The sequence below is a fragment of the Pseudoalteromonas sp. 68 DY56-GL68 genome (assembly GCF_041414825.1).
GTDB lineage: Bacteria > Pseudomonadota > Gammaproteobacteria > Enterobacterales > Alteromonadaceae > Pseudoalteromonas.
On record NZ_JAOCZL010000008.1, the window covers coordinates 244,606 to 258,088 of the forward strand.

The 13,483-nt window shown below is 41.6% G+C and carries 13 protein-coding genes and 1 rRNA gene; 8 read left to right on the forward strand and 6 right to left on the reverse strand.

Annotated elements, in window-relative coordinates:
- Position 1 precedes the first annotated feature (1 nt).
- Both NYF15_RS06440 and NYF15_RS06445 read left to right on the forward strand, forming a co-directional pair.
- Positions 2 to 1,384 (forward strand): ATP-binding protein, encoded by a 1,383-nt coding sequence (locus NYF15_RS06440; RefSeq protein ID WP_371353101.1) that lies wholly within the window; start codon positions 2 to 4, stop codon positions 1,382 to 1,384.
- A 2-nt stretch (positions 1,385 to 1,386) separates the two neighbouring features.
- Positions 1,387 to 2,328, forward strand: coding sequence for an alpha/beta fold hydrolase (locus tag NYF15_RS06445; RefSeq protein WP_371353102.1), 942 nt, complete (start codon positions 1,387 to 1,389; stop codon positions 2,326 to 2,328).
- Here the strand turns inward: NYF15_RS06445 and NYF15_RS06450 are convergent.
- Positions 2,307 to 3,215, reverse strand: coding sequence for a cation diffusion facilitator family transporter (locus NYF15_RS06450; protein ID WP_130150707.1), 909 nt, complete (start codon positions 3,213 to 3,215; stop codon positions 2,307 to 2,309). The two genes, NYF15_RS06445 and NYF15_RS06450, sit on opposite strands and share 22 nt — an antisense overlap.
- A gap of 102 nt (positions 3,216 to 3,317) precedes the next feature.
- On the opposite strand from NYF15_RS06450, the gene trmL reads away from it, so the two are divergent.
- Positions 3,318 to 3,782 carry a tRNA (uridine(34)/cytosine(34)/5-carboxymethylaminomethyluridine(34)-2'-O)-methyltransferase TrmL gene (gene trmL, locus NYF15_RS06455; RefSeq protein ID WP_130150706.1) on the forward strand — a complete coding sequence of 155 codons (465 nt, stop codon included), beginning with the start codon at positions 3,318 to 3,320 and terminating at the stop codon, positions 3,780 to 3,782.
- Positions 3,783 to 4,060: 278 nt separating this feature from the next.
- Positions 4,061 to 5,755: a putative bifunctional diguanylate cyclase/phosphodiesterase gene (locus tag NYF15_RS06460; protein WP_371353103.1), complete on the forward strand. Its 1,695-nt coding sequence runs from the start codon at positions 4,061 to 4,063 to the stop codon at positions 5,753 to 5,755.
- A gap of 57 nt (positions 5,756 to 5,812) precedes the next feature.
- Here NYF15_RS06460 and gpsA read toward each other — a convergent pair whose 3' ends face one another.
- The 4 genes from gpsA to NYF15_RS06480 are packed head-to-tail and all read right to left on the reverse strand — an operon-like array spanning position 5,813 to position 8,073.
- Positions 5,813 to 6,820 carry an NAD(P)H-dependent glycerol-3-phosphate dehydrogenase gene (gene gpsA, locus NYF15_RS06465; protein WP_371353104.1) on the reverse strand — a complete coding sequence of 336 codons (1,008 nt, stop codon included), beginning with the start codon at positions 6,818 to 6,820 and terminating at the stop codon, positions 5,813 to 5,815.
- 3 nt (positions 6,821 to 6,823) lie between these two features.
- Entirely contained in the window at positions 6,824 to 7,312 is a 489-nt protein-coding gene (gene secB / locus NYF15_RS06470; protein WP_062570056.1) for a protein-export chaperone SecB, read from the reverse strand.
- Between the two features lie 37 nt (positions 7,313 to 7,349).
- Entirely contained in the window at positions 7,350 to 7,607 is a 258-nt protein-coding gene (grxC, locus tag NYF15_RS06475) for a glutaredoxin 3 (RefSeq protein ID WP_062570055.1), read from the reverse strand.
- Positions 7,608 to 7,641: 34 nt separating this feature from the next.
- Positions 7,642 to 8,073, reverse strand: a complete 432-nt coding sequence (locus NYF15_RS06480) for a rhodanese-like domain-containing protein (protein WP_371353105.1) — start codon at positions 8,071 to 8,073, stop codon at positions 7,642 to 7,644.
- Between the two features lie 191 nt (positions 8,074 to 8,264).
- Here NYF15_RS06480 and gpmM point away from each other — a divergent pair, with 191 nt between their 5' ends.
- From gpmM to NYF15_RS06500, 4 genes are all read left to right on the forward strand, one after another.
- Positions 8,265 to 9,809: a 2,3-bisphosphoglycerate-independent phosphoglycerate mutase gene (gene gpmM / locus NYF15_RS06485; protein WP_371353106.1), complete on the forward strand. Its 1,545-nt coding sequence runs from the start codon at positions 8,265 to 8,267 to the stop codon at positions 9,807 to 9,809.
- Between the two features lie 3 nt (positions 9,810 to 9,812).
- Positions 9,813 to 10,952: a murein hydrolase activator EnvC gene (locus tag NYF15_RS06490; protein ID WP_371353107.1), complete on the forward strand. Its 1,140-nt coding sequence runs from the start codon at positions 9,813 to 9,815 to the stop codon at positions 10,950 to 10,952.
- Positions 10,953 to 10,987: 35 nt separating this feature from the next.
- Complete coding sequence (locus NYF15_RS06495; protein ID WP_371353108.1) at positions 10,988 to 12,256, forward strand: S41 family peptidase; 1,269 nt, start codon at positions 10,988 to 10,990, stop codon at positions 12,254 to 12,256.
- A 76-nt stretch (positions 12,257 to 12,332) separates the two neighbouring features.
- The gene (locus tag NYF15_RS06500; RefSeq protein WP_371353114.1) at positions 12,333 to 13,046 is read left to right on the forward strand and encodes a divergent polysaccharide deacetylase family protein; all 714 of its coding nucleotides are present in this window, start codon (positions 12,333 to 12,335) and stop codon (positions 13,044 to 13,046) included.
- Positions 13,047 to 13,257: 211 nt separating this feature from the next.
- On the opposite strand, the gene rrf is transcribed toward NYF15_RS06500, so the two are convergent.
- Positions 13,258 to 13,372 (reverse strand): 5S ribosomal RNA (rrf, locus tag NYF15_RS06505).
- Positions 13,373 to 13,483: the final 111 nt, after the last annotated feature.

Here is a 13,483-nt window from a genome sequence, read left to right on the forward strand (position 1 = left end):
TATGAAGACACCTGATTGGTTTAAAAAACCACGTCATTATTTATTTTTAAAGATTTTTGCTTGGTTTTGGGTAACGGTTATCGCCACAATTACCACCTTGGTATTTTTAAGCAAATTAACCAGCAACGTGGGTAATGATGAGCTTCGCGGCCCCATGCTTAAAAACTTGCAATATACGGCAAAAAGTATTGAGCGTATTGTGGCTAAACATGGCAAATCAACACAAGATGTCATTTCACATCCCCGCCTATCGAAACACAAGTTATTGTATTTAAATGGTGAAGTGCATGGTGTAGAGATGCTCAGTGAGCCTATTTCTAAGGACATAGACTTAAGTTTATTAAACTTTACCAAGCGTATGTCACCGCAAATTATCTTTACCGATGAATACCAAGCTTATGGGCCTGTAAAAATCGATGTGCCAGAGGGAACATTTTTCCTTTATGAAATAGATGAAAAGCGTAAAAAGCCCTTATTTGTAGGTCTTTGGCTTATGCCAACGTGGTTAAAAATCATTATTGCGGTAATCGCCTCACTTATGTTGAGCTTTTTCTTTAGTCGCAATCTGATAGCCCCTATCAACAGCCTCAAAGAAACAGCCAATAAGCTTGCGCATGGCGACTTAACGGCACGTGCTGATATCTCAAATTCACGACAAGATGAGTTGGGCGTATTAGGGCGCGACTTTAATACAATGGCAACACAGCTTGAGCAATTAATTAGTGCGCAAAAACGTTTACTTGCAGATATTTCTCATGAGTTACGTTCTCCGTTAACGCGTCTTAAAATGGCAACAGGCCTTGCACAGATGCAAGCAGAAGATGCACAACAAGCCTATTTAGAGCGTATTGAAAAAGAGGCGAATCAGCTTGATAAAATGATTGCAGATGTTTTACAGGTATCTCGCCTTGAAGCAAAAAGTCAGACTTTATCGCTAAGTACACAGTCGATACAGGTTATTATTGATCATGTTTTAAATGATGTTCGCTTTGAGGCAAACCAGTGCAATAAGCACCTCAGCGTTGAAGGAAAAATTGAAAAAGAAGTGCCTTGTGATGAAACACTCATCGCCAGTGCGCTTGAGAATGTGCTCCGTAATGCAATTAAATATGCCACTCAACACATTCATCTAATACTGTCTGAGTCTGATGCGATTTACATTACCATTTGTGACGACGGTAAAGGGGTTGATGAAGCCAACCTTGAAAGATTATGCGAACCTTTTTTTCGTCAAGAGCATGCCAGGGATAGAAATACAGGAGGTACAGGTTTAGGGCTTGCGATTGCCAAAAATGCAATTTCAGCCCATGATGGTACGCTAATACTCGAAAACCAAGAACAAGGCGGGCTTTGCGTTAAAATTCGCCTGCCAATAAAGAGCTAAGTATGTTTTATAGTGATGAAGCCAACCTTGCTAATAACACAACCAAAATAAACACGTTTTTTTCAGAGCAGTTACAACAAGACTTTTTAACGACCCGTCATGGCACTTTATACTATGGATTTGCAATTCCACAGCAAGCAACGACAGCAATTATAATTAGCAGTGGTCGTATCGAGTCATTATTTAAATATAAAGAGCTTTTGTGGGAGTTATACAAAAATGGTTATGCCGTCTTTATCGTTGACCATCAAGGCCAAGGACGTTCTTACCGCCTTTTAAAAAACACACATAAAGGCTATGTAAACCGTTTTAGTGATTACGCTGACGACTTTGCTACATTTAACGAAAAAGTGGTACAAACACACTGGCAAGGCAAACAGGTTTTACTTGGCCATTCTATGGGCTGTGCAATTGCTTATGACTTTTTGTCCCGTTATCAACATACATTTTCAGGGGCATTTTTATCAGCGCCTATGTTTGATATTTATACCAAAGGCACCCCAAAACCCCTTGCTAAACTTGCCGCGAAAATAGCCTCTTTAATTGGCCTTGGCCGCAGTTATGCGTTTGGACAAAACAATTATTTACCTGTCGACTTTGCCGTAAATGAGCTCACAAGCAGTGAAGTGAGGTATAAGCAGTTCAGAGAGCTTTATTTAGCAGAGCCTGATTTACAATTAGGTGGCGTGACCTATGGCTGGCTAAACGCCTCTTTTGATTTCATTGCCACATTAGTAGACAGAAAAGTGTCGATCCCTCTTTTCATTGCCAGTGCAGAGCAAGATACCGTTGTTGATAACGCCGCACAATTTGCGCTCACACATAGGCAAAAAAAAGCACGCTTAAAAAGCTACCCACATGCACGTCATGAGTTGTTATTCGAGCGAGATGAGATAAGACACGCTGTGCTCACTGACTTTTATCAGTTTTGTGATTCACTGTAAGGTGGCTTTTTAACAACAGAAAGCGGATCTAAGTGCATTAATATGTCCATTTCACAGTCGAAATAAGCCTTTATCATCGCCTCCACTTCATCTGCGACTTGGTGTGCGCGAATAAGGGGTAAGTTGTCTTCAAGCTCTAAGTGCATCTGAATAAATTTAATTTTACCCCCTTGGCGTGTACGAATATCATGCGCGCCAAACACCTCTTTATGGCTGTTTACAATACTCAGAATTTCCGCTTTTTCTTCATCAGGTAGTTCTTTATCCATTAAGTGGTCGGCACTGTCACGGGCAATATCCCAGCTGTTATAAAGTAAGTAAACAGCCACACCAATGGCAAAAAGGGGATCGGCATAAGTCATGCCATACTTAGCTAACACTATCGCGATTAATACCGCGAGATTAAGTATTAAATCGCCCTTGTAGTGAATTGAATCTGCCTTAATAGCGATTGACTCAGTGTGATTAATCACCTTGGTTTGCACAAATACCACAACCAAGGTACACACTATCGCAAATAGGCTCACCCAAATACCTAAACTTGAGTGCTTTAGCGTAACAGGGTTGATCAGCCTTTCTATACCATGAAATGCTAAGAAGCAGCCAGAGCCAGCAATAAAAGCAGCTTGTGCCAGCCCCGCAAGAGCCTCTGCCTTGCCATGACCAAAACGATGATCATCATCAGCAGGGCGCAGCGCATAACCAAGTACCAAAAAGCTCATTAGGGATGCTGTGATATCCATCAATGAATCAGTTAACGAGCCCAACATAGACGCAGAGCCAGAGGCTAGCCACGCCCAGCTCTTTGCAGCAATCATCAAACTCACCATCATAATCGTAACAAGACTGGCGGTTCTTACCCAAAACTCATAACTACGATGTTTCACAACAACTTACCTTTAGATATTATCAATCTTGAGTATATCATCTTTTTATTCTAGTTCGTGTATACTCAGCTGCAGATCATATTGTTTAAAAATGAGATTCAAATGCTTGATATTGTGTTGTACCAACCTGAGATCCCACCTAATACAGGTAATATCATTCGCTTATGTGCAAATACAGGCTACGCTTTACACCTTATTGAACCACTTGGGTTTGAATGGGATGATAAACGTGTAAAACGCGCAGGACTTGATTATCATGAATTTAGTCATGTGCAACGTCATGCCTCTTTCGAAGCTTATCTTGAGAAGTGCCAGCCTAACAAAGTTTATGCTTGCACAACAAAAGGCAGTCAGTTTCATCACCAAGCTCAATACCAACCTGGTGATTGTTTAGTATTCGGCCCTGAAACTCGGGGCTTACCTGATGAACTAATTCAATCTTTGCCTAAAGAGCAACGAGTACGTATTCCAATGCAAAAAGACAGTCGAAGCATGAATTTATCTAATTCAGTGGCTGTATTTGTCTATGAGTCTTGGCGTCAGCTGGGTTTTGTGAATGGTCAATAAGTTATTGAAAAGCGTATCTAATAGAATTTCATTAATTTTTTAGCACGACCCTTTTTTATGAACTAATCTAAATAAGTTAAGCCTGTTCCTAAAGACGAGTCTAGATGCGCTTTTTTACTGTTTTATTCAGCATAACTTTAATGATGCAACATTCTGTTAGCGTTGCATCATCAATCGCATCAAACGTACCTAACAGTATCCCCATTTTACTCTTCCTTATCCTACTGGCCATCATTGGGCTTTTTATAGCCGTTATTTATAATCAAAAAAGCCAAAAAATGATGTTAATTGATGCGCTTTTATCACAGTCGAAAGATGCGATTTGGGTTAGTGATGAGCACTTCAAAATAATTGAGGTCAATAATACATTTTGTGAAATTTCGGGTTATCGTAAAGAAGATGTCATGGGCAAGGAGTTTAAAGCCCTCACTAAAGATGGCCGCGATCGGCAACTCGAACAAATGATCCAACAAGAGTTAGTGCAGGATGGTTATTGGTCAGGTGAAATTTGGAACTTACGCAAAGATGGTCAACCATATGCACTTGATTTGTGTATTACCAAAGTAGCAACACCTAAATTTCCAAGGCAGTTTGTTCGCTATGTAGGTTTGTTTGCTGATGTCACTGCACGTAAAAACCATGAGCGAACAATGCTTAGGCTCACCACAAAAGACACGGTTACAGGGTTATCAAACCGCACTATTTTTATAGAATCGTTAGATAAAGCAATCAACGCCTGCAATGACAAATACCCAAGCCTCCTCATTTTATTTATAGATCTGGACAACTTTAAAAAAATTAACGATTCTCTTGGTCATACAGTAGGTGACATGCTTTTAAAAGAATTCGCTTGTAGACTAACGAATGCACTTAACTCAGGTTTTACTATTGCTAGATTAGGCGCTGATGAGTTTGCCATTTTAGTCCCTCCCTACCTTTACTCCGATAAAACCATTTTCTTTGCCAAAAAAACCGCTGATTTAGTACTTCGACAATTTAAAACTCCTTTTATGCTTGATGGTTTCGAAACATCTCTCTCCGCTTGCTGTGGAATCGCAATCTACCCTGAGAATGCGTATAACTGCGAAAACCTAATGCGCAGCGCCAACAGCGCCTTAAATCATGCAAAAAAAATAGGCCGAAATACATATCAGTTTTTTGATAAAGAACGCCATACCCTCGACCCAACAGAGCTCACAAAAGAAAGTGCGTTATTCAAGGCTATTACTAACAATGAGTTCGAACTTTATTTTCAGCCTAAGTATGACGCTCAACACAACCGTTTGTATGGTTTTGAAGCCTTAGTTCGTTGGCCCCAAGAAGATGGAAGTTTAATTAACCCTGATGAATTTATTCCTTTAGCGGAACAAAATGGCGCGATTATCCCCCTTACCCAACTACTACTCGCGCAGTTACTAAAACAACTCGCAGCTTGGCGGCATCAAAATCTTGCCTTTGGAAAGGTCGCGATTAATATTTCTGCCTTACACTTTCAGCAAAGTAATCTAATCGATACATTAGTTGATAACTTAGCGAAGTTTGATGTACCAGCATCATGCTTAGAGCTAGAAATAACCGAAAGTGCCATGATGGAAAACCCACAATTTGCAGAGCAGCAAATGAGGCGTATTAAATCGCTAGGTGTACAAATAGCACTAGATGATTTTGGCACGGGACATTCATCGTTAAGCTATTTAAAGCGTTTTCCTATCGATACGTTGAAAATTGATAAGTCATTTGTCAGAGATATTGCTAATAATGAACAAGATAGAAATATCACAGCAACAATTGTCCGCCTTGCAAAGTATTTGAACATTAACGTTGTTGCTGAAGGAATTGAAACACAAGAGCAGGCGTATATGCTGCACATAATGGGGTGTCACTGTCAGCAAGGTTACTACTACAGTAAGCCACTCAAGGTCGAGCAGGTCAATGAGTTCATCAAAAATAAATTGGCTAAGCAATTAACTTAAAAACAAAAGCGCGATATAAAATCGCGCTTTTTAATGTCTATAGTTGCTATATATGGTCTACTCAGATTTTTGTTCACGTCCGAGTAGCGCCATTGCTGCTTCTTTTACATTTTTGTTTTCGTACAACACTTTGTAAATTTGCTCAGTGATTGGCATTTCAATACCAGTACGCTCAGCTAACAAATACACTTCTTTAGTATTTCGATAACCTTCAACCACTTGACCAATTGATTTTATAGCAGCTTCTACCCCTTCGCCTTTGCCAAGTGCTAAGCCAAAGCGTCGATTTCGAGACTGATTATCTGTACAGGTTAGAATCAAGTCACCTAGCCCTGCCATCCCCATAAAGGTATCTGAGCGAGCCCCCAAAGCACAGCCTAATCGACATAACTCCGCAAGGCCACGAGTGATCAGGGCTGTTCTAGCATTGGCACCAAAACCAAAGCCATCCGACATACCGGCACCAATCGCAATGACATTTTTAACCGCACCACCGAGCTGAATACCAATAAAATCGTCATTGTTATACACCCTAAAAGAGCGCCCACAATGCAATAATTCGGCAAGTTGCTTTGCAAAGTCACTGGATGTTGATGACACAGAAATTGCAGTAGGTAACCCCATCGCCATCTCTTTAGCAAAAGTAGGCCCAGACAACACAGCAAGCGGCATATCATCGCCTAATTCCTGCATCGCAACTTCTTGCAATAAGCGTCCTGTATTTGGCTCCAGTCCTTTAGTAGCCCAAGCTACTTGGGCACCTTCTTGCAACCATGGCTTTATCTGCTGTAGTGTTGTAGCAAACGCATGGCTTGGCACAACCACAAGAATAATCTTGCTGGCCTTAACCGCCGTTTCGAGATCAGGTTCAAGTGAAAGGGTTTGTGGAAAATCCACATCAGGAAGATAACGTTGATTCTTTCGCTCAGCTGCAAGCGTGGCAACGTCATCGCTATTTCGCCCCCACAAAGTCACTGGGTGACCATTTCTGGCAAAGCAAATAGCAAGGGCGGTGCCATACGACCCCGCCCCTAAAACTGTAACAGCTGATTGTGCTGTAGTCATTGCTTATGCGTCTGCTTGAGCCTGTTGCTCTTGAGCTGCACGTTGTTGCATGTACTGAGCAAACAATGCATCAAAATTAACAGGCGCTAAGTTAAGTTGTGGGAAAGTACCACGGTTAACTAAGTTTGAAACTGCTTCACGTGCATACGGGAACAATACGTTAGGGCAAAATGCGCCTAGCATATGTGCTAATTGAACTTCTTCAACTTCACCAATAGTGAAAATACCCGCTTGTTGGATCTCACATAAGAAAGCTGTTTCTTCACCGATTGATGCAGTAACAGTCAGAGCAAGAACAACCTCAAAAACACCTTCTTCTAACTTATTTGAACGAGTATCAAGATCTAACTTAACTTCAGGCGTCCATTCTTTTTGAAAGATAGCTGGTGAGTTTGGTGTCTCAAAAGAAACATCTTTTGTATAGATACGTTGAATTGTGAATTGAGCACCTGCTTGTTGTTCTGCTGCTGCGTTCTGGTTTTCTTCGTTCATTGTAATTCCTAACTTGTATTCGTTTTTATAATAAATTTTAAGCGTTCAGCTTAGCGTCTAATAGACCTTGTGCTTCTATCGCCATCATGTCGTCGCAACCGCCAATATGTTCATCATTAATAAAAATTTGCGGCACTGTATAGCCACCATTGGCTTTGTCGATCATTTCGTCACGACGTTCAGGATGCTCACCAATATCAATGTTCGTATAACTTACACCTTTACTGTCTAGTAAAGCTAATGCGCGTTGGCAAAAAGGGCAGTACGCCTTGGTGTAAAGAACAACGTTACTCATAATAAATCCTCTATTGGGCTGCTACGTGATGCTATTAGCGACCGGTTGTCGTTGGTAAACTGGCCGATTGCCAAGCACCCATACCACCCGATAATACATATACACGTTCAAATCCTGCTTTATGCATTGCAGTTGCGATACCTGAGGCGGTCATGCCCGTGCTACATACTAGTATAATGGGTTTACTCTTGAACTTTTCAAGGCTTGAAAAATCAGATTGTTTTGCCTTTTCTGAGCTAAGGTGTGTTGCACCGGCGATATGACCCGAGTTAAATTCTTTTTGAGCTCTAATATCAACAACTTGGCCATCTTCACGGTTAATCAACAAAGTCACTTGTTGTGGATTAATTTGACGAATTGCTGAAAATTTACTTTTAAACCAGCTACTGATAAGCATTGCCACCAATGCAAGCCAGATAATGCTCAATATCGGATGATTACCGACAAATTCAATGTATTGATCCATGCGTTTTCCACTAAGATATCTACGACCACGGCGACTTACCATGGGGTTATTAAAATATGCCACGCAAGTATACGTGCTTGAATCGAAAATACTAGAGCGTGAAATATTTTAATATGACATATTGATAGCTGATCAAAACCATAAAACACGGTATGCTAATGGTATATAAGTGCCAATCTTCAGGAGCGATAATGACAGAGCATAAAAAACCATTGGTATTAATGATCTTAGACGGTTGGGGATACCGTGAAGACACTGAAAGTAATGCAATACTTGCTGCTAATACCCCTGTACTCGATGAACTTTGGGCAACGCGCCCTCATACACTCATTTCAGGGTCTGGCCTTGATGTTGGTTTACCACAAGGACAAATGGGTAACTCAGAAGTAGGTCATGTTAACTTGGGTGCTGGCCGCATTGTCTACCAAGATTTTACGCGTATCACTAAAGCGATTGAAGATGGTGAGTTCGCTCACAACCCTGCTCTTGTTGAAAACATCGATAAAGCAGTCAATGCAGGTAAAGCTGTTCATATCATGGGACTTTTAAGCCCAGGTGGCGTTCATAGCCATGAAGATCATATCGTTGCTACTATCGAGCTTGCAGCTGAGCGCGGTGCCAAAGAAGTATACTTCCATGCTTTCTTGGATGGTCGTGATACGCCACCACGCAGTGCTAAAGCCTCTATTGAGCGAATTGAAACACTATTTGCAAAGCTTAACTGTGGTCGCTTAGCAACCTTAGTGGGTCGTTACTATGCAATGGATAGAGACAACCGCTGGAATCGTGTCGAAGCAGCTTATGATGTTATGGTGAGTGGTATTGCTGGTCACAGTTTTAGCGACGGTGTTAGCGCACTCGAAGCTGCCTACGAGCGTGATGAAAATGATGAATTTGTCGCGGCTACAACAATTGTGCCTGATGGCCAATCAGCAGTAGAAATTAACGATGGTGACACAATTATTTTTGCCAACTTCAGAGCTGATCGCGCTCGTGAAATGACCCGCGCGTTTGTTGACGCTGACTTCAATGGTTTTGAAAAAAAGAAAGCCCCTGCTCTTAGTGGTTTTGTAATGATGACAGAGTACGCTGCCGATATTAAAGCCCCTGTTGCATTTGCACCTGAGCCTTTAACAAACGTTTTAGGTGAATGGCTCGAGAAACAAGGCAAAACGCAACTGCGCATCTCTGAAACAGAAAAATATGCACACGTCACCTTTTTCTTTAGTGGCGGCCGTGAAGATGAATTTGTTGGCGAGACTCGTGAATTAATTCCATCACCACAAGTGGCTACTTACGATCTGCAACCTGAAATGAACTCAGAAATGCTAACCGACAAACTTGTTGAAGCAATTGCCAGCGGTAAATACGATGCCATTATCTGCAACTACCCTAACGGCGATATGGTTGGACACTCAGGCGTATTCGAAGCGGCTGTCAAAGCATGTGAAGCTGTTGATCACTGTATAGGCCGTGTAATTTCTGCACTTGAAGAGCACGGTGGTGAAGCGTTAATCACAGCTGACCACGGTAATGCTGAGCAAATGGCCAACCCTGCAACGGGTCAAGCACATACAGCCCATACCAGTGAACCAGTTCCCTTTATTTACGTGGGCCGTGACGCGACACCTCACGATGGTAAAACACTGAGTGACGTTGCTCCAACAATGCTTCACTTAATGGGTCTTGAGCAGCCAAGCGAAATGACTGGCAAACCAATTATGACGCTGAAATAAACAATGAGAAAACGTATTAACCACTTCCTAAAAACTGGTTTAATACTGGCTTCATTAGCAGCAACAGGAATTGCTGCTAATGAAGATCAAACCAAAAAAGACCTATCCGAAATTCAATCAGCTTTGCAAAAATCGCAAGCTGACCTTAAAGGACAAAGGAAGTCTATTTCTGACATGCGTAGTGCACTTCGTAGCCACGAGTTAGAAATAGCTAAAAATGCAAAAGCGCTGAATCTCGCTGCACAGTCAGTTAAAGAGAACGAGCAACAACAAGCTAAACTTCAAGATAAAGCCAAACAATTAAAGCAAGAGCAAGCTGAACGTCAAGCTGTGCTAGCAGCCCAACTAAAAAGTGCTTATATGTCTGGTGGCCATGATTATTCAAAAATGCTCTTAAGCCAGCAAGACACCGCAAAAATTGAGCGCACACTCAGTTACTATAACTACTTAAATAAAGCACGAATAGCGCAGCTTGAAGAGCTTAAGGCGCTACAAATCAAAATTGCGGATAACCAAGCAGAACTTGAGCAAACCAAGTTACGTCTTGTTGAATTGCATAACGAGCAAAAGGCGCGACAACAAGCACTTGTCAGCGCGCAACAAGACCGTAAGAGCAACCTCAACAAATTACAATCAGCCCTAAAAGAAACAAAAAGCTCAATTGATTACCTAAAAGAAAATGAACAAACGCTTATCACCGCCATAGAAGAGTTAGAAAGAGAACGCTCAAAAAAGGTTGAGCTACTTGGCTTGCAAAGCAGTAAAGGTAAACTTGACTGGCCAACAAAGGGAAAAATTCGTTACAGCTTTGGACAGCGTAAGCACGGTAATATTGACTGGAAAGGCGTTCTCATTGGCGCTAGAGAAGGTAGTGATGTCAAAAGCGTGCAAAATGGTCAAGTTGTGTATGCAGACTGGTTAAATGGCTTTGGCTGGGTGATTGCTATTGATCATGGCGATGGTTTTATGAGCTTATACGGCCACGCCCAAACTTTACTTCGTGATGTGGGCGATCTTGTCAGAGAAGGCGAAACTATAGCCTTAGTTGGCCAAAGCGGCGGACAATCAGATCCTGGTCTATACTTTGAAATACGCCATAAAGGACGCGCAGTAAATCCTGTAAAATGGTGCAGACGTATTTAATTGATTAAATAGCTGCACCCTATGAGGAGCAGCTGATGCTAAACACTATTTACCCATTTAAATTATACTCTCCTTCAGCCAAGCTATACACTTGGCTGCCGTTTCTATTGCTTATAGCCTTCGTATATTTATTACTGCAACCGTCTTTGGTTAATGCTAAACCATCACTTAAAGCGCTTCATACACAACAGTTAAATGAAATTCTATTTAATATACATACCTATTATGTGGATGACCTCAAGTTACAGAATACCTTTATTACTCAACCCGATAACCAACAAATAGAAGCCTTATTTGAGCGCTTAGACCCCTACTCAAAATACTTAGATGAAACAGAACTAGACGCCATTTTCAGCAGTACGAGCGGCCGCTACACAGGTATTGGCATAGAAGTAAAAATAGAACAAGGGCATGTCGTTGTTGTTAATACTATTAGCAACTCCCCCGCTGCACTAGCAGGATTAAAAGAAAACGATAGAGTGATTGCTATAAATCAACAGCCTATCGCTAATAAAAGTATGAGTGAAATAGCAAAGCTTATTCAACAAAGCGGTCAATCAGCGGTAGATGTTTCAGTTTTACGTGAACAAGATACCCCGCTCAGTTTTTCTATCAAACGCCAACAAATCAACTTAGAAAGCGTGCATGGCTACCTTGCAGACACAGGTGTAGCCCTGTTAAGTATCAATACATTCAACAACCATACCTTGCACGATGTTGCGCGTGAGATAGCAAAAATGCAGATGAATAACGGATTTCCACTATCAGGGCTAATTATCGACTTGCGTGATAATCCTGGTGGCACATTGCAAGGTGCAATTGAAGTATCCGATTTATTCTTGGATACCGGAGTTATCGTCTCAACCAAAGGTCGATTTAATGAAGCAAATCAACATTATCAAGCTCATGATGGCGATATCCTAAATGGCGCCCCCATTGCGGTATTGATAAACGAAAACTCAGCGTCTGCAGCGGAAATATTAGCAGCGGCCCTTAGAGATAATGAACGAGCAACACTAATCGGCGAGACAACTTACGGTAAAGGCTCTGTACAATCACTCATCCCTCTAGGTAATGGCAACACAGCACTAAAATTGACGACTGCTCGCTATTACACCCCGACAGGTCAATCAATAGAAGGAAAGGGAGTCACACCTGATGTGAGTATAAATCAAACAATACTTTCAGAAATTAACCAAGACGCTATAATAAAAAACATCCAAGAGTTAGCTTTATTCAGCTCACTACTTGATAGACAAGATAAAAAACAACTCACTGCCCAGCAACTCTTAATCGTGCAGTAAGTGAGTGCCTACATGGAAAAAATAATTACAACAAGTGAAGTTATTAAAAGGGTTACTACTCGCAGTATGTTTGCCAATGTTTTGCTCTGCAAAACAAATTGCTATCGTCATTGATGATATAGGCTACCACCAACGCGATCTTGATATTTTAAACTTACCGGGGCAAGTCACTTTCTCAGTCTTGCCCCATACCCCCTATGCTCAAACGTTTGCTGAACGCGCCAGTAAAATAAATAAAGAACTTTTACTACACATTCCTATGCAGGCTCTCGATAACAGCAAAGCACTTGGACCAGGCGCTCTTACAGAATCGATGAGCAAGCCAGAATTACAAGCCACACTTGGGCACGCGCTTGCATCGCTTCCACAGGTGAAAGGTGTAAATAATCACATGGGATCAGAGCTAACACAGTTAACAGAGCCCATGAAATGGACCATGGAAGTTTTAAAAAAACGTGGCTTGTACTTTTTAGATAGCCGAACAACAAGTCAAAGCGAAGCACAAAATGCAGCTAACTTTTACGGTGTAGCGAATGTCTCAAGGCATGTATTTCTTGATAACGTAGTGACTACACAGCAATTGACACAGCAGCTTGAAGAACTAAAAGTTAAAGCCGAACACTTTAACTATGCAATAGCGATAGCCCACCCTTACCCAGAAACCGTTGCTTTCTTACAAAAAGCCTTACCTGAGCTAGAAAAACAAGGTTATCAACTTGTTCCCTTATCTCAACTAGTTGAAACCAAATATATTCAGCTTGCCAAAGCAGAGCAGAAGCAAGGTGAATAGTGACCAGCTCCTGCTGTAGTGAGCGAATTTAATACTGCTACGTTAGCCGCGATGTAAAATCGCAACTACAAACGTATTGGGGCGGCCTTGTCACGTAGCAGTTATCCCGCGTCATGGGTTGTACGTCCACGAGTCTATCACGCGATGTAAAAGCGCGACGACACACGCAAAAAACCCGTTGCATTGCTGCAACGGGTTTCTTTAATTGGGAGCCTGGCGATGTCCTACTTTCACATGGCAAATGCCACACTATCATCGGCGCTGTTTCGTTTCACTACTGAGTTCGGCATGGGGTCAGGTGGGTCCAAAACGCTATTGTCACCAAGAAAATTCTGTTTGATTTTCTTATTATTTTTAATTTAAAGTCTTGCGACTGAATTTAGAGCCTGGCGATGTCCTACTTTCACATGGCAAATGCCACACTATCATCGGCGCTG